Below are 17,018 nucleotides of genomic sequence, written 5' to 3'. Positions count from 1 at the left end.
ACGCAGTGCTGAAGGTGGCCGGTTTCTCCCCGTTCTTCACCGACGCCGCCACGCCGGTGGACTACTCGGCGGAGAACCTGTTCGTGCTGTCGGGCGTGCGCGAGGTGCTGCTGGTGGAGGAGGGCGCGGTCGACCTGTTCGCGGTGCGGCTGGAGGGCGGCCGTCCGGTCGGCCGGTGGCACTACCTGTGCCGGGTCCGGCAGGGCACGCTGCTGCCGGGCTCGCCCAAGGGGCCAAGGCACGGCATCGTGGGCCGTCCGGTGCTCGGCACCCGCGTGTCGCGGCTGCCGCTGGCCAGGCTGGGCGAGCTGTCGGGCACCAACCGGTCGGCCACGATGTCCACCGCCGAGTACGGGCTGGCCGTCCGGCAGTTCGTCCGCGGGCTGGAGGCGGGGCTGATCGCGCTGGCCACCGCCCTGCGCGACGCGCTGCCGCCGCGCGAGTTCGTCCCGCTGCTGCCCGACGCGGTGACCGAGCTGCCCGCCGGGCGCGCGGCCCGGTCGGTGGACGGCGTGCGGTGGATGACCGTCGAGGCGGGCGCGGTCGAGATGCCCGACGGGGTGGCCGGCGTGCTGACCGCGGGCGCCGAGCTGGCGGTGACCGAGCGGGACTGGCTGGTGGCCGACGCGCCCGCCCGGCTGCGCGCCCGTTCGACCTGGCAGTTGCTGGCCGACGAGACGATCTGGGCCCGCTGGGTCGAGCACGCCATCCGGTTCCTCTACACCGTGGACCGCCGGGTCGAGCGGCGGCGGGCGCAGGAGCTGGAGGCGTTGCGGCGGCGCAAGGAGCGCGAGGCCGGCACGACGCGGGCGGCCCGCCGGGGCTTCGACACGCTGGTCCGCGACACCGAGGCCAAGGTGCGCCTGGCCGACGTCACCGCCGACCCGCCGGCGCTGGCCGCGGCCAGGCTGGTCGCCTCGCACGGCGGGTTCACGGTGACCGCGCCGCCGCCCGGCCAGGCCCGCGGGGCCGATCCGCTGCAGGCCGTCGCGCTGGCCTCCGGGGTGCGCACGCGCTCGGTCCGGCTGGACGACGGCTGGTGGAAACGCGACATCGGGCCCATGGTGGGCTACCGGGCCGACGACGGGACGCCGGTCGCCCTGCTGCCGATCGGCTCGCGGTACGTGGTGGCCCAGCCGGGCCACAGCCGGGTCACGCCGATCACCAAGGCGGTGGCCGCCACGCTGAGCGGCAAGGCCGAGGTGCTGTACCAGCCGCTGCCGCGCGAGGTGCGGACCGTGGCCGGGCTGCTGCGCTTCGGCCTGGCCCGCAACGGCCGCGACCTGTGGGTGCTGGCCTCCCTGGGCACGCTGGTGGCGGTCATCGGCCTGCTGGTGCCCGCGATGACCGGGCTGGTGCTGGGGACGTTCGTGCAGCGGGCCGAGCGCGACCTCATCGTGCAGGGCGCGGCGCTGGTGATCGGCGGCGCTCTGGTGGCGGGGGCGCTGTCGATCGTGCAGAACGTCGCGGCGCTGCGCATCGAGGGCCGGTCGTCGGCCCGGGTGCAGGCGGGCGCGTGGACCCGGCTGCTGTCGCTGCCCGTCACGTTCTTCGGCCGGTACTCCACCGGCGAGCTGGGCACGACCGTGCTGGGCGTGAGCGCGGCGCAGGAGACGCTGTCGGGCGTGATGACGACGGCGACGCTCGGGCTGTTCGGCGGGCTGGCCAACCTGGCGCTGGTGTACTTCTACGACGTCGGCCTGGCGCTGCTGGCGACCCTGCTGGTGCTGGCCGGCGTGCTGGTGTGCGCGGTCGCCGGGTTCTTCGAGGTGCGCCTGCAACGCCGCCTGTACGAGCAGGAGCAGCGGCTGTCCTCGCGGGTGTTCCAGCTCCTGTCGGCGGTGCCCAAGCTGCGCGTGGCGGCCGCGGAGGACCAGGCGTTCGGCGTGTGGACGCGCGACTTCATGGCCACCAGGACCACCTCGGCCGCGGCCCGGCGGCTGCAGAACGTGGTGACCACCTTCAACGCCGGGTTCCCGCTGGTCTGCTCGGTCGTGATCTTCGCCGTGGCCGCCGGGCCGCTGCGCGGGCAGCTCCCGATCAGCGCGTTCCTGGCCTTCTTCGCCGCGTTCAGCCTGCTCATCGCCTCGGTGTTGCAGTTCACCGGGGCGGCCATCACGGCCATGGGCGTCGTGCCGATGCTGGAGAAGCTGGCGCCGGTGCTGGAGGCCGAGCCGGAGGACCACGCGGGCAAGGCCGACCCCGGCGACCTGTCGGGCCGCGTCAGCCTGTCGCGCGTGTCCTTCCGCTACGGCGAGGACGGCCCCGCGGTGCTCACCGACATCGACCTGTCGATCGAGCCCGGCGAGTTCGTCGCCATCGTGGGCCCGACCGGCAGCGGGAAGTCCACGATCCTGCGCCTGCTGCTCGGCTTCGAGCAGCCCGACGTCGGCTCGGTCCTGTACGACGGCCAGGACCTGGGCGAGCTGGACCTCGGCGCGGTGCGCCGGCAGTGCGGCGTGGTGCTGCAGAACGGCGCGCTGCTGGCCGGCGACATCAGGCAGAACATCGTCGGCAGCACGAACCACACCATCGACGACGCCTGGGAGGCGGCGGCGATGGCCGGCATCGCCGACGACATCACGGCCATGCCGATGGGCATGCACACCGTCCTGTCGGAGGGCACGAACACGCTCTCCGGCGGCCAGCGGCAGCGCATCATGATCGCCAGGGCGCTGGTCTCGCGGCCCCGCATCGTCTTCTTCGACGAGGCGACCAGCGCCCTGGACAACCCCGCCCAGAACGTCATCGCCGAGAGCACCCGGCGGCTCAACGCCACCCGCGTGGTCATCGCGCACCGGCTGTCCACCGTCCGGGACGCCGACAAGATCCTGGTGCTCGACGGCGGGCGCATCGTCCAGCAGGGCACCTACGACGAGCTGCTCGCCGAGGAGCAGGGGCTGTTCGCGCGGCTGGCGCGGCGGCAGATGTGAGCGCAAGGGAGGAGCCGTCATGGAGTTCGCGCTGCTGATCCACGGGCCGGAACGGGCCTGGGCCGAGCTGCCGGAGCAGGACCGAGCCGCGCTGTTCGCCGCCTACCTCGACTTCGGGCGGGAGCTGCGGGAGGCCGGCGTCACGGTGCTGTTCGGCGCGCGGCTGGCCCGCCCGGACGCGGCCAAGGGGGAGCCGCGCGAGGACGGCCGGCCGGAGCTGGGCGGCATGTGGATCCTCGACCTGCCGTCGGAGGAGGCGGCGCTGGAGTGGGCCGGGCGCCTGCCGTCCGGGCCGGGCGACCGGGTCGAGTTACGGCGCTGCGACCGTGGAAGGATGTCACGATAGTGCCAACCGGGGCTCTGCCCGCGCCCCACCACGCCTTTGGGGCAGAACCCACAGGGAGGTAGACGACTCATGGACTTCGTGCTGCTGATCCACGGCGACGAGATGCTCTGGGACGCCTTCAGCGAGAGCGAGCGGGAGCGGATGGCCGAGGCGCACCGCCAGTTCGGCCGGGCGATGGCGATGGCCGGCGTCAAGGTCAAGTACGGCGCCGGGCTGACCAGGTCCAGGGAGGGCAAGCTGGTCAGGCCCGACGGGCCCGCCGTCGACGGGCCGTACGCGGTCGGGCGGGAGCAGATCGGCGGCATCTGGGTCATCGAGGTCCAGTCGGCCGAGGAGGCCGAGTCGTGGGCGCGCAAGATGCCCTACGCGCCCGGTGACATCGTCGAGGTGCGCCCCTGCGACCCGGCCTCCTGACGGGCCGGGCCCCCGGGCCGCCCTCAGTAGCGGGCTCTGCGGCTGAGCAGCACGCCCACGGCCAGGAACAGCAGGCCGGCGGCGCCGTACACGATGGCCAGCGAGGTCGCGGGCGGCTTCTCGCTGGCGTTCACGACGGCCAGCCCGAGGCCCACGATCGCGCTGATGTAGCTGAAGATCGCGATGAAGATCTTCCAGAACGGACTCATGACGTGCTTCCTTCCGATGGGTGCTGAGCCGGTCCGTACGGGGCGGTCCCGGCGACGACGAAGCCGAGCAGCATGACCCAGGCGTCCGGGTCGGCCAGGAAGCGCCGCCAGCGGTCGGCGGCCAGGGCCAGCCCCGCCATCGGCAGCGCGCCCGAGGCGACGAGCGGCGCCAGGCGTTCGGGCCCCAGGTGCGGGGCGAAGGCCGCGGTGGGGTGGGTGTCGTTGGTGGTGGCGAACGGGCGCAGCACCACGTCGGCGAACCCGCCGCGGCGCAGCAGCCGGGTGAGCTTCCTGCCGATCTGCCGGTCGCCCCCCGCGCCGCGCTGGGCCTGCGCCATGGTGGCGTGGACGGAGGCCAGCTCCAGGTACATCGGGTCGGCCAGCCCCCACAACATGCTGTCCACCTCGACGACCACGATCCGGCCGCCGGGACGCAGCACGCGCAGCGCCTCAGCCAGCATCGGCGCCGGATCGCCCACGTGCTGCAGTACGTACCGCAGCAGTACGCCGCCCACGCTGCCGGTACGCAACGGCAGCCGGGCGCCGTCGGCGGTGACCAGCGGCGCGCCGCAGCCGTCCGCGTTGCGCAGCAGCGCGGCGTCCACGTCGAGCGCGATGACCGGCAGCCCCGGCTCGGCGGCGCGCAGCCTGCGGGTGACCGCGCCGGACCCGGCGCCGAGCTCCAGCAGCGGGCCCTGGCCGGTCAGGCCGAGGTCGCGCATGATGCGCAGCTCCTCCTCGAAGGAGAGCGCCGCCTGGGCCTCCAGCCGGGCCAGCTCGCCCGCCACGCCTCCCCAGGTGGTGTTGGCGGCGTCGTAGGAGCCTGCACCCACCCGAGCACCCACCGGGGCATTCACCGGGGCGCTCACCGGGGCCTCGGGGTCATCATCAGGCCGTGCCGGGGCCGCAGCGTGACCAGCGCCTCCGGCTCGACGGGGAAGCCCGGCACCAGCTCCATGCGCAGCCCGCGCAGGATCACCGCGAGCACGAGCGTGGCCTCCGCCAGCGCGAAGTGCCGGCCGACGCAGATGCGCGGGCCGCCGCCGAAGGGCAGGTACTGGTGGCTGAGCAGCCGGGCGGCCCGGTCGGGGTCGAACCTCTCCGGCCGGTACGCATCCGGCTGCTCCCAGTACCTCGGATCGCGGTGCAGCACCCACGGGCTGACGCACACCAGCGACCCGGCCGGTACGTCGTAGCCGTCCAGCACGTCGTCGGCCGTCCCGCGGCGGGAGATCAGCCAGACCGGCGGGTAGAGCCGCATGGCCTCCTGGACGGCCTGCCGGCAGCGCCGCAGCCCGGGCAGGTCGGCGGCCGTGGGCGAGCGGCCGGCCAGCACCTCGTCGATCTCGGCGTGCACCGCTCCGGCCGCCTCCGGGTTGCGGTCGAGCAGGTAGAGCGTCCAGGTCAGCGACTTGGCGGTGGTCTCGTGCCCGGCCATGACGATGGTCAGCACCTGGTCGCGCAGGTCGGCGTCGGACATCGCGTGCCCCTCGGCCAGCATCGCGCCGAGCAGGTCGTCGCCCGCGCCGCCGGCCCGGCGGGCGGCGATGATGAGCCGGGTGACCCGGTCGAGGAAGGCCCGCGCGCGCAGGAAGCCGGCGTGCCGGGCGGCCGTGTCGGCCGGGTCGGGGTCGTCGCTGGGCACGTAGTGGCCGATGAAGCGGTTGACCGCGTCCACGGCGCGGCCGAAGCCCTCGCCCGCGACGCCGATGTCGGTGCCCAGCATGGCCTTCACGATCACGGTGAGGGTCAGCGAGGTCAGGTCGTGGTCGACGCGTACGGGCCGGCCGCCGGCCCAGTGCGTCACCAGGTTCTCGGCCGCCTCCACGATGACCCGGTCGAACCGGCCCACCTCGGCGGGCCGGAACGCGGGCGCGCACATCCGGCGCTGGGCCGCCCACTCGGCGCCGTCGCTGGTCAGCAGGCCGTTGCCGAGCAGGGGGCGGAGCATGTCGTCGTCCGGCGTGCGTTCCTTGGTGTAGGCGGCGCCGTTCTCCTTCAGCACGTGCCGGGCCAGGTCGGGGCGGTTGAGCATGTAGACCGGCTCGCCGTCGGCGTCGTGGCGGGTGACGTCGCCGAGGGCCGCCATGGCGGTGACGAACTCCAGCGGAGCGTCGCGCATGGCCCTCAGGCTCTGGGTTCCGGCGGGTCCCGGCGGCACCCGGGGGGATACGTACGTCCCGGACATGGGTTCTCCCGATGGCTACGCAGACGAATATTCTCGATACGCATTTCCGGCCATCGAATACGTATATCGCTTCGCATTGTTCCGGTCGGCGTATTTGCAGAGTACCTTTTAAGCAGAGGGCTCTCAATACTTAATCCAGGGCCCCGGAAATTAAGTCTAGGCACTCCGAATTCGGCTGTGTAAGACTCCGTTCCGAGACGGCGCACCGCGCCGAAGGGGAAAAGCTCCAGGAGGACGCAATGGCCCTGAACCCCAGAGAGCGGACCGAATTCGTCAACGCCTACACGCGAGTCCTGATCACCGCGTGGTCGAGCGAGGAATTCTCGGCGAAGCTGGACAGCAACCCCCGCGAGGCGCTGGCCGAGGCCGGCCTCGAGGTTCCCGCGGGCGCCCAGATCACCCTCGTGCGCAACGTTCCCGACGGCCACCACGACACGAACCTCGACGTGCAGGTCTCGCTGTGGGAGCGCGGGCTGGAGACGGGGACGTTCGAGTTCCACATCCCCGAGACGCCGCAGATCGACATGGCCGAGCTGAGCGAGGGCGACCTCGACTCGATCGCGGCCGGCGACGTCAACTGCTGCTGCTGCCCCTGCTGCTGCTGCACCTGACGCCGGGAGCCACGCACGCCAAGAGGAGGTTGAGGAGATCATGTCCGACGACCAGGCGAACCCCATCCACGTACGGGGGCTGCGCAAGCAGTACGGTCCCGCTCTCATCCTGCAGGGTGTGGACCTGGACGTTCGTCCCGGAGAGGTGTTCGCCTTACTCGGGCCCAACGGCGCGGGCAAGACGACCACGGTCGAGATCCTCGAAGGCGTGCGCAGGCGTTCGGGCGGCGACGTGCGAGTCCTCGGCCGTGACCCGGCCGAGGACGCCCCGCAGTGGCGGGCGCGGCTCGGCATCGTGCCGCAGACGACGGGCGCCTACGCGGACCTGACCGTCCGCGAGGTCGTCGAGCACTTCGCCGCCTTCTACCCCGCGCCGCTGCCCGCGGCGCAGGTGATCGACATGGTGGGCCTCGGCGCCAAGGAGCGCAAGCAGGCCCAGACCCTTTCGGGCGGCCAGCTGCGCCGCCTGGACGTGGCCGTCGGCGTCGTCGGCGACCCCGACCTGATCTTCCTCGACGAGCCGACCACCGGGCTGGACCCGGAGGCCCGGATGGAGGCGTGGGACCTGGTCCGCTTCTTCGCCGACCAGGGCAAGACCACCGTGCTGACCACCCACTACCTCGACGAGGTGGAGGCGCTGGCGCAGCGCGCGGCCGTGATCGTGGCCGGCCGGATCGTCGAGACGGGGCCGGTGAGCGAGCTGGGCGGACGGCGCGACACGCCCGCCGCGGTGAGCTTCACCCTCACCCCCGAGCTGAGCGCGGCCGACCTGCCGGACCTGCCCGCGGGCACCGCGCTCGACCCGTCCTGCGCGCCCGGCGTGCCCGGCGGCACGCTCACGCTGCTCACTCACACGCCCACGCGGGCCCTGGCCGCGCTGCTGCCCTGGGCCGCCCGCGCGGGCGCCGACGAGCTGCCCGACCTGCGCGTCCACCGGCCCACGCTGGAGGACGTCTACCTCAAGCTGATCCGCGAGAACCAGGGGGCCCAGGCATGACCAGCTCGAACGCGATCGTGGCCGAGCAGGGCCGTCCCGTGCGCGCGACGGGCGGCGGGTCGGGGCTGTGGCGGGCGTCGGCGGCCCGTTCGTCGGTGGAGCTGAAGTCGTTCTTCCGCAACCGGCAGTCGTTGTTCTTCACGCTGCTGCTGCCGATCGTGCTGCTGCTGGTGCTCGGCTCGATCTTCTCCGGCACGGTCCCCGGCACGCACACCGACTTCAAGCAGATGTTCGTGGCCGGGATCATCGCCTGCGGCATCATGAGCGTCAGCTTCAACGGCCTGGCCATCAACATCGCGATCGAGCGGGACAACGGCATGATCCGCCGCCTGGCCTCCTCGCCGATGCCGAAGACGGCGTACTTCGTCGGCAAGATCGTCCGGGTGGTGGTGACCGGGGTGCTGGAGGCGGCGATCCTGCTCGGCGTCGGCGTCGCGCTGTTCCGCCTGCCGCTGCCGCCGGACGCCGGGCACTGGCTGACCTTCGCCTGGGTGCTGCTGCTCGGGGCGACGTCCTGCTCGCTGCTGGCGGTGGCCTTCAGCGCGATCATCCCGAACGCCCGCTCGGCCGCGGCGATCGTCACGCTGCCGTTCCTGGTGCTGCAGTTCATCTCCGGGGTGTTCTTCCCCTACAGCGAGCTGCCGGCGTGGATGCAGAGCCTGGCGGCGTTCTTCCCGCTGAAGTGGATGACGCAGGGCCTGCGCTCGGTGTTCCTGCCGGCCGACTTCGCGGTGGTGGAGCCCGCAGGCACCTGGGAGCTGGGCAGGACCGCCGCGGTGCTGGGCGGCTGGTGCCTGGCGGCGCTGCTGCTGAGCCTGCTGACCTTCCGCTGGCGCGGCGCCAACGTCCGCTGACCGGGGAAGGGGCTCAGATGGCGAGGGTGAAGCCGGTCAGCCTCCTGGGCACCAGGCCCAGCGCCCAGGCGGGCGGCTTCCCCGTGCGGCGCAGCCCGGGATACCGCTCCAGCAGCCCGCTCAGCAGCAGCCCGCCGGCCTGCCTGACCAGCGGCGCGCCCAGGCAGAGATGGGTGCCGGCGCCGAAGGCCAGGTGGGGGTTGGGCGACCGGGTGACCAGCAGCTCGTCGGGCCGGTCGAACACCGCCGGATCGCGGTTGGCCGCCCCGACCAGGGCCAGCACCCGCGCCCCCGCCGGGATCACGCCGCCGTCCAGCGGGACCGCCTCGGTGGTCACCCGGGCGGTGAACGGGATCGGCGACTCCAGCCGCAGCAGCTCGTCGACGGCCGGCTCGGCCGCCTGCGGGCCGCCGTCCCTGATCAGGCCGGCGGCCTCTTCGCGCGGCAGCAGCCAGTGCAGGGCGTTGCCCACCATCTCGGCCAGCGGCTTCCATCCGCCGACGACCGTGAGCGCGGCGATGCCCAGCATCTCGGCCCTGGTCAGCCGGTCGTCGGCGGCCAGCCGCCCGAACGGCGAGCCGCCCGGCCCCTTCCCGGCGGCGGCGGCTTCGGCGGCTTTCGCGGCGGCGTCGGCGCGCTCGCCGAGGAAGCGGGTGAGCTCGCCCATCGCGGCCCGCCCGGCCGCGGCGGCCTGCGGCCCGGCCAGCGGGTCGAGGTTGACCGACACGCGGGCGGCCAGCCCGGCGAAGGCCGGCACGTCGGCGGCCGGCAGGCCGAACAGCCTGGCCAGCACGCCGGTGGCCAGCGGCTCGCCGAGGTCGGCGGTGGCCTCGATCTCCGCCCGGCCGGCCAGCCCGTCGAGCACCGCGGCGATCCCGGCCTCGATGTCGCCGGCGATGCCGCGGATCGCGGCCGGGCCCATCAGCAGGGCGCCGGGCGAGCGCAGGCGCTGGTGCTCGGGGGGATCGGTGGTCAGCATCGACGGCGGCAGCTCGTCGTCCCTGACCCGCTCCCGCTGCCCGAGCGCGGCCGAGAAGCGCGGGTCGCGCAGCGCGAGCGCGCAGTCGGCGTGCGCGGTCAGCAGCCACATGCGCGAGGTGACGTCGAAGTGCACCGGATCGTGCTCGCGCAGCCAGCGGTACGCCGGATACGGGTCGAGCCGCCCGCGAGGAGAGAACGGGTGCGCAAGGTGGCCGGGCAGCGTGCGGGGTGCCGTCATGGCGTCTCCTCGTGATCAGGCCGAGGACAAACTACTACAGAGGATGTGCCGGTGGCAGAGCTTGACGTCGTCGTGATCGGCGCCGGGGTGAGCGGGCTGGCGGCGGCCGCGCGCCTGGCCGCCGCCGGGCTGGCGGTCACGGTGCTGGAGGCCAGGGAGCGGGTGGGCGGCCGGATCCGCACCCACCGGCCGTCCCTGCTGGAGCTGGGCGCGCAGGTCATCCACGGCGACCGCAACCCGATCGCGGCGCTGCCCGGCCTGGAGGCGCCGGTGCCGGTGCCGCGGCGCGCGGCCCGGGTGCTGCTGCCCGGCGGGCCGCGCCCGCTGACCGCGCTGCGGCCCACGCCGCCGCTGCTGGAGGAGCGGCTGACGTCGGGCGCGGCCCGGGAGCCGCTGCGCCGCCTGGCCGGAGCGAGCCCATGGGACGTCCCGGTCGCGACGTGGCTGAAGGAGGAGACCGCGCAGTGCCCGCAGGCGCTGGAGCCGGCGGCGGAGTGGTTCAGGCAGAACTGGGCGGCCGAGCCGGAGGCGCTGAGCGCGCCCGCGCTGGCCGCGCTGCGGCGGGCCGACCGGTCGGGGCGGGGCGAGTTCGCGCTGCCCGGCGGCTTCGACCGGCTGCCCGCGCGGCTGGCCGAGGGGCTGCGGGTGCGGCTCGGCGACGCGGTCGTCCGCCTGTCCTGGAGGCCGGGCCGGGTGCGGGCGCTGACCGCCTCGGGGCATGCGGAGAGCGCCGCCGCCGCCGTGCTGACCGTGCCGCCGCCGGTGGTCGCCGAAGGACGGCTGGTGCTGGACGACCTGCCCGTGCGCAAGCAGGCCGCGGCCTACGAGCTGCGGCCCGGCGACGCCTGGTGCGGGCTGGCCGCCTATCCCGTGGCCGCCCCCGAGTCGGTCGTGGTCTTCGACGCCGGCGGCCGTCTGGGGTTCGTCAGCACGACCGCCGGGCGACCCGAGGTGCTGGTGATGGCCAAGGGGCGGGCCGCCGCGGCGGCCAGGAGCGCGTGGGCCGAGCCGGGCGGCCTGGCCGCGCTGCTGGCCCGCGCCCTGCCGTGGACGCGGGGGCTGAACCCGGAGGTGGTGGTGTCCGACTGGGGCGCCGACCCGTGGGCGGGCGGCGCGTACACCTACCCGGGCGTGGGGACGTTGTGGGCGTCCCCTGCCTGGGCCGAGCCGCTGGGCGGGACGGTCTTCTTCGCCGGGGAGGCCACCGTCGGCCTGTCCGGCCCGCCCATGGCGCACATGGCGATGGCCAGCGGGGAGCGCGCGGCCACAGAGGTGATTGGGGCGCTGGAGAGATGACGGCCGGTAACGGGGAGCTGCACGGCGGGTGGTTCCTGCTCGCCCTCGACGACGAGATCGGCCCGGGGATCACCCCGCTGCGGCTGGGCGGCGCGCGCCTGATGGCCGTGCGCGACGGCGAGCGGATCCGGGTGTTCGAGGCCACCTGCCCCCACCGGGGCGCCCATCTGGCCTACGGCGGCAAGCTGGACGGCGACTGCGTGATCTGCCCCTTCCACGGCAAGCGCGTCTCGCTCGGCGGGTCCGGCCGCCGCTGGTCGGTGGGCGAGCTGCGGACGCTGCGGGCCGGGGCGGCGCTGTTCGCCCGGCTGTCCGGCGACCCCGGCGACGACCGCGGCTTCGAGCAGGCGATCAAGCAGGCGGCCGAGGACCTGGTGATCGTGGCGGCGGTGCACCAGCCGGTGACGGTCCCGGCCGAGTACGTCGTCGAGAACGCCTTCGACGCCCAGCACTTCAGCACCGTCCACCTGGTGCCGTCGGTGCGCGGCATGCGGGTCAGCATGGGCGGGCACGACGAGCTGGTCATCGAGGGCGAGTTCCGCACCAAGGCGCCGCCGTGGGAGCGGGAGCGGCGGCTCGACTTCGCCTCCCGGTTCGTGGCCCGCGCCTACAGCCCGCACCTCGTGGTGACCGAGCTGGGCACGCGGGCGGCGCCGTACACGATCGTCACCGGCGCGGTGCCGGACGGGACGGGCTGCGTGGGACGGGTCGCCATCGGCGTGCGCCCGGACCGGCAGGACTCGCTGCCCGCGCTCGTCCACGGCGCCCGCTACGCCTTCGACCAGGACCGCGTCGTCTGGGACCACCTGGACACCGGCGCCCCGCAGCGGCTGGACGCCGGCGACACCCCGGTCATCGCCTTCCGCCGCTTCTGCCAGGGCTTCGCCCCCGCCTCGACCTCCGCCGGAGCGTCCTCATGAGCCTGTACGTGCGCTCGACCGGCGAGGGCCGGGCCGTGCTGTGGATCCACGGCTACACGATGGACTCCTCGGTATGGGAGCCGCTGTGGAACCTGCTGCCCGGCTGGCGGCACGTCGGCGTGGACCTGCCGGGGCACGGGCGGTCCGGGCCGCTGCGGCCGGGCACGTCGCTGCCCGCGCTGGCGGCCGAGCTGGCCGGTCTGGCCAGGACGGAGTCGGCCACGCTGGTGGTGGCCGAGTCGATCGGCTCGATGATCGCCCTGCAACTGGCCGTGGACCACCCCGGCGACGTGCGCGGGCTGGTCGTCGGCTCCCCCACCATCGCCGGCGCGCCTCCCGAGCCGGGCACCGCCGAGCGTTACCGGGCGCTGGCCGGGCTGGCCCGGCTGGGCGCGGACGGCGAGCAGCTCGCCGACCTGTGGATGTCCTCGCCGCCGGACATCTTCCGCGGCACCGAGGACCATCCCGAGCTGCGGGCCAGGCTGCGGGCGATCGTGGCCGGGCACTCGTGGCGGGAGCTGCGCGACGGCGCGATGCACGGGCTGAGCAGGCACGTCCACACCGTGGACGACCTGCGCGGCATCCGGGCGCGCACGCTGGTCGTCGTCGGCGACCGGGACATGCCGACGTTCCGGGCCGGCGCCGCGCTGCTGGCCGAGTCGGTCCCCCGGTGCCGTACGGTCACCGTCCCCGGGGCGGGGCACCTGTGCCTGATCGAGCGGCCCGGGGTCGTGGCGCCGCTCCTGGCCGCGCACCTGCGGCTGTCGGCCCTGGAGACGGACGAGGAGGCCGGGCGTGCCGATTCACGAGCACTATGAGCCGGGCGAGCCGTGCTGGGTGGACTACGGGGCGCTCGACCCGGCCGGCGCGCGGGCCTTCTACGGGGAGCTGTTCGGCTGGACCTTCCGCGACGAGGGCGGCTACTCCTTCGTCGAGCTGGGCGGCCAGGTCGTGGCCGGTTTCGGCCGGGTGCCGCCGGGCCTGCCCGCCTCCTGGAACACCTACCTGGCGGCCCCGGACGCGGACGCCGTGGCCGTGCGGGTGAAGGAGCTGGGCGGCGGCGTCGTCTTCGGCCCGCTGGCGGCCGGGCAGGACGGGCGCGTGCTGTTCGCGACCGACCCGGCGGGGGCGGCCGTCGGCTTCTGGGAGGGGCACCGGCCGGCCGGGATCGTGCTGGCCGGCGAGCCGGGCACGTGGTACGCCCACGAGCTGTGGTCGTCCGGGACCGCCTTCTACCGGGACCTGCTCGGCGCCGCGCCCGAGGTCCGCGAGGGGACGGGGGCGCGGCCGCAGTGGATGACGTTCTTCGCGACCGCGGACCGCGCCGCGACCGCCGCGACGGCGGCCCGGCTGGGCGCCACGACCGCCCCCGGGCATCCCCGGGCGACGATCGTGCGCGACCCGTGGGGGGCGCTATTCGCGCTGACGTGACCGGCCGGACAGCACGAAGAACAGGGCCACGAGGACGGCGCCGGCGATGACGACCACCGAGCCGACCGCCTTGCCGATCAGGAAGGCCACGACCACCGCGGCGGCGTAGACCAGGGGAACGACCAGCCGGAGGTTCAATCCCATGCGCGCTCCTTGAAGTAAGACGGAACGGAACTCAGACGCATCATCGAACAGGCCGGGCCGGCGGTCCAGAATAACGCCGGAATATACGTATCGGCCTACGTATTGGGCCCCGCACGCCGGGCCCGTCACTGCGTAATACGTATCGATTATCGGAAGGGCTCGCGATGACCAAGGTATTAGTGATCGGCGGCGGCCCGGCGGGCTCGATCGCCGCGACGCTGCTGGCCCGCAACGGAATGGACGTCCGGCTCCTGGAACGCGAGCGTTTTCCGCGTTACCACATCGGCGAGTCCGTCTCGCCGTCCTGCCGGACGATCATCGACTACGCCGGGGCGCACGAGAAGGTCGAGGAGCGCGGCTATCCCGTCAAGGAGGGCCTGCTGCTGCGCTGGGGCGCCGAGCGCGACTGGACGGTGAACTGGGCGGCCACCTTCGGCCCCGAGGTGCGCTCCTGGCAGGTGGACCGCGACGACTTCGACCAGGTGCTGCTGGACCACGCCGCCTCCCAGGGCGTCGAGGTGATCCAGCGGGCCAGGGTCAGGCGCGTGCTGTTCGAGGACGGCCGCGCCTGCGCCGCCGAGTGGGACCGCGGCCTGGAGCGCTTCGATCACGTGGTCGACGCCTCCGGACGGGCCGGGGTACTGTCGGCGCAGCACTTCCGTGACCGACGACCGCACGACGTCTTCAGGAACGTCGCGATCTGGGGCTACTACCAGGGCGGCGAGCTCCTGCCCGGCACGCCGGGCGGCGGCATCAACGTGATCTCCGCACCGGAAGGGTGGTACTGGGTGATCCCGCTGCGCGGCGAGGTGTTCAGCGTCGGCTTCGTCACCCACCAGACGCGCTTCCTGGAGCGGCGTCCCCGATACCGGTCGCCGGAGGAGATGTTCCACGCGGTGGTGGCCGAGTCGCCGACCGTGGCGGGGCTGGTCGGCAGGTTCACCGGCCCGGTGCGCATCGAGCAGGACTTCTCGTACGTGGCCGACTCCTTCTGCGGCCCCGGCTACCACATCGCCGGCGACGCCGCCTGCTTCCTCGACCCGCTGCTGTCGACCGGCGTGCACCTGGCCATGTACAGCGCCCTGCTGTCCGCGGCCTCGATCACCGCCACCGAACGCGGCGAGGTGAGCGAACAGGAGGCCCAGGGCTTCTACGAGTCCCTGTACCGCAACGCCTACCAGCGGCTGCTGACCATGGTCTCCTCGGTCTACCGGCAGTACCGCGGCCGGGCCAGCTACTTCTGGCTGGCCCAGCACCTGGTCAGGGGCGGCGGGTCCGACCACGCGTTCGCCGCGATCACCGCCGGGCTGTCCGACCTGACCGACGCCACCACCGCCGGCGGCACCGCGCCGATGAGCGAGCTGGTGACCGCCGCCCACGACGCGGGGCTGCGCGCCCTGCGCAACGTCACGCCCGCCGGCAGCACCCTGGCCCCCATGCGCATGGACGCCAACGACCTGTACGACGCCGCCACCGGCCTCTACCTGACCGCTCACCCCCGGCTCGGCATCAGCCGCTCACTGACGAGGACGCCTTGATGAAGTCACTGGTCCGCCTGCTCCTGCCGCTCGCCTTACTGGCGGCCCTGCTCTCCCCCGGCCCGGCGACGGCCGCCCGGACGCCCGACCAGGCCGCGGCCGGGCAGGCGGAGGCCATGCGGCGGCTGTCGTTCATGATCGGCACGTGGGCCGGGACGGGCTGGACCGTCACGCCCTCCGGCGCCCGGCAGGAGTTCCTGCAGACCGAGCGGGTGCGCCGGCAGGCGGGCGACCTGGTGATCTCGGTCGAGGGTCAGGGCCGCGACAAGGCCGACCCGCGCACGATCGTGGACAGCGCCCTGGCGGTGATCAACTACTCCGAGGCGACCGGCCAGTACCGCTGGGAGGCGTTCTCCCGCGGCTACGTCACCACGGTGGTGCCGGTGGTCGGCGACGGCACCTTCCAGTGGAGCCTCCAGACGCCCGCCTACACCAGCCGCTACACGCTGACGTTCACCGCCGCCACCTGGCACGAGATCGGCGAGACCACCGTGGACGGCGGCCAGACCTGGCACCAGAACTTCCAGATGGACCTGCGCCGGCTCCGCTGACCTCAGCGCACACTTGTACATATGTAACACTGTGCGAAAATTTGGTATCAATGCGTGCATAGTGCCAGTTCAGCCGGGTACCGCGACTCCATAGGCTCCTCGTCCTGGAGGAAACCGTGGACATCAATATTGGCCAAGGCCTGACGGACGCCTGGCGACAGGTCGCGACGTTCGTGCCCAGGCTGGTCGCGTTCCTGGTGATCCTGATCATCGGGTGGATCGTGGCGAAGGCGCTGCAGAAGCTCGTGGACAAGATCCTCGACCGCGTCGGCTTCGAACGGGCGGTACAGCGCAGCGGCGTGCAGCGCTGGCTCGAAAGCAGCCGGTACGACGCCAGCGGGCTGCTCGCCAAGCTCGTCTACTACGCGATCCTGCTGATCACCCTGCAGATCGCCTTCAGCGTCTTCGGGCCCAACCCGATATCGGCGCTGCTCAACGGGGTGGTGGGCTGGCTGCCCAAGGCCGTGGTCGCCATCGTGATCATCGTGATCGCCGGGGCCATCGCCCGGGCCGTCCGCGATCTCGTCGACGGCGCGCTCGGCGGGCTGTCCTACGGGCGCTGGCTCGGCATCGCGGCCGCCGTCTTCATCTGGGCGCTGGGCATCATCGCCGCGCTCAACCAGATCGGCGTCGCCACGACCGTCACGACCCCGGTGCTCATCACCGTGCTCGCCACGATCGGCGCGATCATAGCGATCGGCCTCGGCGGCGGGCTCGTCCGCCCGATGCAGCAGCGCTGGGAGCGCTGGATCGGCCGGATCGAGGCGGAGGCGCCGCAGGCCAGGGCGCACGCCGAGGCCTACCAGCGGGGACGTGAGGACGCCCGCTCGATGGCCCGGCCCGCCGAACCGGCCCGCACCACACCCGGCGCGCCCGGCACGACCGGCCCGACCGGTCCCACCACGGGCCCGACCGGCGGGGCGACCCGCGCGGACATCCCGCCGGAGAGCTGAGCTCCGTGTGGCCGGGACGAGCGCCCGGTCACGCGGACCCCGCACGGGGGACGCCGCACGCGGACCCCGCACGGGGGACGCCCGGCGCGGGCTCAGGCGGGTTCGGCGAGGAAGCCCTGCTCGCGGGCGAGCCAGCAGACCGCCGTCAGCCGCAGCGCGGGCGCGTCGTGGTCGCCGCTGAAGATCCAGCCGCGGTGGCGCAGCTCGTCGAGGAAGCCCAGCAGATAGTCGCCGAGGGTCTCGCGGCTCAGCGGGATCGCGTCACGCAGCAGCGCCGCGTGCTGGTCCACGGCCGCGACCAGCGCCGGCTCGGACTCCATCCTGGCGAGCTGGGCATGGCCCAGCGTGTCCATCAACCACCGCAGGGGCGAACGCGCCCAGCCCTCCTCGAAAACCACGCGCCAACTTTAAGGC

General features: G+C 73.7%; 19 protein-coding genes. 13 read left to right on the top strand and 6 right to left on the bottom strand.

Annotated elements, in window-relative coordinates:
• Positions 1–5: 5 nt before the first annotated feature.
• The 3 genes from ACIBST_RS25290 (at position 6) to ACIBST_RS25280 (ending at position 3,693) form a co-directional block, all read left to right on the top strand.
• Positions 6–2,933 (top strand): NHLP bacteriocin export ABC transporter permease/ATPase subunit, encoded by a 2,928-nt coding sequence (locus ACIBST_RS25290; protein WP_397175068.1) that lies wholly within the window; start codon positions 6–8, stop codon positions 2,931–2,933.
• Positions 2,934–2,952: 19 nt separating this feature from the next.
• Positions 2,953–3,279, top strand: coding sequence for a YciI family protein (locus tag ACIBST_RS25285; RefSeq protein WP_397175066.1), 327 nt, complete (start codon positions 2,953–2,955; stop codon positions 3,277–3,279).
• A 69-nt stretch (positions 3,280–3,348) separates the two neighbouring features.
• Positions 3,349–3,693, top strand: a complete 345-nt coding sequence (locus ACIBST_RS25280) for a YciI family protein (protein WP_352356825.1) — start codon at positions 3,349–3,351, stop codon at positions 3,691–3,693.
• A gap of 23 nt (positions 3,694–3,716) precedes the next feature.
• On the opposite strand, the gene ACIBST_RS25275 is transcribed toward ACIBST_RS25280, so the two are convergent.
• Genes ACIBST_RS25275 through ACIBST_RS25265 form a run of 3 tightly spaced genes read right to left on the bottom strand, consistent with a single transcriptional unit; the run spans position 3,717 to position 6,024 of the window.
• Complete coding sequence (locus ACIBST_RS25275) at positions 3,717–3,902, bottom strand: hypothetical protein (RefSeq protein ID WP_189646391.1); 186 nt, start codon at positions 3,900–3,902, stop codon at positions 3,717–3,719.
• Positions 3,899–4,735, bottom strand: a complete 837-nt coding sequence (locus ACIBST_RS25270; RefSeq protein WP_397175064.1) for a methyltransferase domain-containing protein — start codon at positions 4,733–4,735, stop codon at positions 3,899–3,901. Before ACIBST_RS25270 ends, ACIBST_RS25275 begins: the two co-directional genes overlap by 4 nt.
• Before the next feature lie 32 nt (positions 4,736–4,767).
• On the bottom strand, positions 4,768–6,024 hold the full coding sequence (locus tag ACIBST_RS25265) for a cytochrome P450 (protein ID WP_397175062.1): 1,257 nt from the start codon (positions 6,022–6,024) through the stop codon (positions 4,768–4,770).
• 305 nt (positions 6,025–6,329) lie between these two features.
• Between ACIBST_RS25265 and ACIBST_RS25260 the strand changes: the two genes are divergently transcribed.
• From ACIBST_RS25260 to ACIBST_RS25250, 3 genes are read left to right on the top strand one after another with little or no spacing between them, the layout of a single operon-like run.
• On the top strand, positions 6,330–6,701 hold the full coding sequence (locus ACIBST_RS25260; protein ID WP_352356831.1) for a hypothetical protein: 372 nt from the start codon (positions 6,330–6,332) through the stop codon (positions 6,699–6,701).
• Positions 6,702–6,741: 40 nt separating this feature from the next.
• Entirely contained in the window at positions 6,742–7,698 is a 957-nt protein-coding gene (locus ACIBST_RS25255) for an ABC transporter ATP-binding protein (RefSeq protein WP_397175060.1), read from the top strand.
• Complete coding sequence (locus ACIBST_RS25250; protein WP_397175059.1) at positions 7,695–8,552, top strand: ABC transporter permease; 858 nt, start codon at positions 7,695–7,697, stop codon at positions 8,550–8,552. Before ACIBST_RS25255 ends, ACIBST_RS25250 begins: the two co-directional genes overlap by 4 nt.
• Before the next feature lie 13 nt (positions 8,553–8,565).
• Here ACIBST_RS25250 and ACIBST_RS25245 read toward each other — a convergent pair whose 3' ends face one another.
• Entirely contained in the window at positions 8,566–9,771 is a 1,206-nt protein-coding gene (locus ACIBST_RS25245; RefSeq protein WP_397175057.1) for a cytochrome P450, read from the bottom strand.
• Between the two features lie 51 nt (positions 9,772–9,822).
• On the opposite strand from ACIBST_RS25245, the gene ACIBST_RS25240 reads away from it, so the two are divergent.
• From ACIBST_RS25240 to ACIBST_RS25225, 4 genes are read left to right on the top strand one after another with little or no spacing between them, the layout of a single operon-like run.
• Positions 9,823–11,067: a flavin monoamine oxidase family protein gene (locus tag ACIBST_RS25240; RefSeq protein ID WP_397175055.1), complete on the top strand. Its 1,245-nt coding sequence runs from the start codon at positions 9,823–9,825 to the stop codon at positions 11,065–11,067.
• Positions 11,064–11,987 (top strand): Rieske 2Fe-2S domain-containing protein, encoded by a 924-nt coding sequence (locus ACIBST_RS25235; protein ID WP_397175053.1) that lies wholly within the window; start codon positions 11,064–11,066, stop codon positions 11,985–11,987. The genes ACIBST_RS25240 and ACIBST_RS25235 overlap by 4 nt, the downstream gene beginning before the upstream one ends.
• Positions 11,984–12,805 (top strand): alpha/beta fold hydrolase, encoded by an 822-nt coding sequence (locus ACIBST_RS25230; RefSeq protein WP_397175051.1) that lies wholly within the window; start codon positions 11,984–11,986, stop codon positions 12,803–12,805. The genes ACIBST_RS25235 and ACIBST_RS25230 overlap by 4 nt, the downstream gene beginning before the upstream one ends.
• Complete coding sequence (locus tag ACIBST_RS25225; RefSeq protein ID WP_397175049.1) at positions 12,783–13,418, top strand: VOC family protein; 636 nt, start codon at positions 12,783–12,785, stop codon at positions 13,416–13,418. Before ACIBST_RS25230 ends, ACIBST_RS25225 begins: the two co-directional genes overlap by 23 nt.
• Here the strand turns inward: ACIBST_RS25225 and ACIBST_RS25220 are convergent.
• Positions 13,401–13,562, bottom strand: a complete 162-nt coding sequence (locus ACIBST_RS25220; protein ID WP_397175047.1) for a hypothetical protein — start codon at positions 13,560–13,562, stop codon at positions 13,401–13,403. The two genes, ACIBST_RS25225 and ACIBST_RS25220, sit on opposite strands and share 18 nt — an antisense overlap.
• Positions 13,563–13,726: 164 nt before the next feature.
• Between ACIBST_RS25220 and ACIBST_RS25215 the strand changes: the two genes are divergently transcribed.
• From ACIBST_RS25215 to ACIBST_RS25205, 3 genes are all read left to right on the top strand, one after another.
• Positions 13,727–15,100, top strand: coding sequence for an NAD(P)/FAD-dependent oxidoreductase (locus ACIBST_RS25215; protein WP_397175045.1), 1,374 nt, complete (start codon positions 13,727–13,729; stop codon positions 15,098–15,100).
• Positions 15,100–15,651, top strand: a complete 552-nt coding sequence (locus ACIBST_RS25210; protein ID WP_397175043.1) for a hypothetical protein — start codon at positions 15,100–15,102, stop codon at positions 15,649–15,651. The genes ACIBST_RS25215 and ACIBST_RS25210 overlap by 1 nt, the downstream gene beginning before the upstream one ends.
• Before the next feature lie 122 nt (positions 15,652–15,773).
• Entirely contained in the window at positions 15,774–16,604 is an 831-nt protein-coding gene (locus ACIBST_RS25205; protein WP_397175451.1) for a hypothetical protein, read from the top strand.
• Between the two features lie 92 nt (positions 16,605–16,696).
• Here the strand turns inward: ACIBST_RS25205 and ACIBST_RS25200 are convergent, their stop codons facing one another.
• On the bottom strand, positions 16,697–17,002 hold the full coding sequence (locus ACIBST_RS25200; RefSeq protein ID WP_397175041.1) for a DUF6401 family natural product biosynthesis protein: 306 nt from the start codon (positions 17,000–17,002) through the stop codon (positions 16,697–16,699).
• Positions 17,003–17,018: the final 16 nt, after the last annotated feature.

Origin of the sequence: Nonomuraea sp. NPDC049684, from assembly GCF_044465345.1 — a bacterium.
GTDB lineage: Bacteria > Actinomycetota > Actinomycetes > Streptosporangiales > Streptosporangiaceae > Nonomuraea.
This window is presented reverse-complemented; position numbering and strand designations above follow the sequence as displayed.